The following is a 384-nucleotide window of genomic DNA, read 5'->3' on the forward strand; positions in this document are numbered from 1 at the left end:
GATTCACCTTCTATTGTCCTGACAGTAAATGATCCCAAAAGCTTTACATTAACTAAAGATGGCGATGAGATCGCTAAAGGTGAAACGGGACGTTTACTACAGAAAGATGGTGTTTCGATATTAGTTAGCGACATTCAGGCTGCTTCTGGAACCGAATTCAAGATATCCAAAATAAGCGAGTTGAGCGCGATTAATAAGATATTGGATGTGTTTGATGTTTCTGATAAAGGGAAAAATACCGGGGTGCTAGGTCTTACATTGGCTGGTGAAGACCCGTTTTTGATTAAGAATATTCTTGATTCCATAACAAATAACTATCTGCAACAGAATGTTGCAAGAACTGTCTCTTATACACATCTGACGCTGCCGACGATGCCAACTGGG

1 pseudogene is annotated in these 384 nt (G+C 40.1%); it reads left to right on the forward strand.

The window, feature by feature from the left end:
* Nucleotides 1-384, forward strand: a pseudogene (locus JHD74_RS26180) (tyrosine-protein kinase); the annotation flags it as partial.

Origin of the sequence: Serratia sp. ASV30 (assembly GCF_016428815.1) — a bacterium.
GTDB classification, from domain to species: Bacteria; Pseudomonadota; Gammaproteobacteria; order Enterobacterales; family Enterobacteriaceae; genus Chania; species Chania fonticola_C.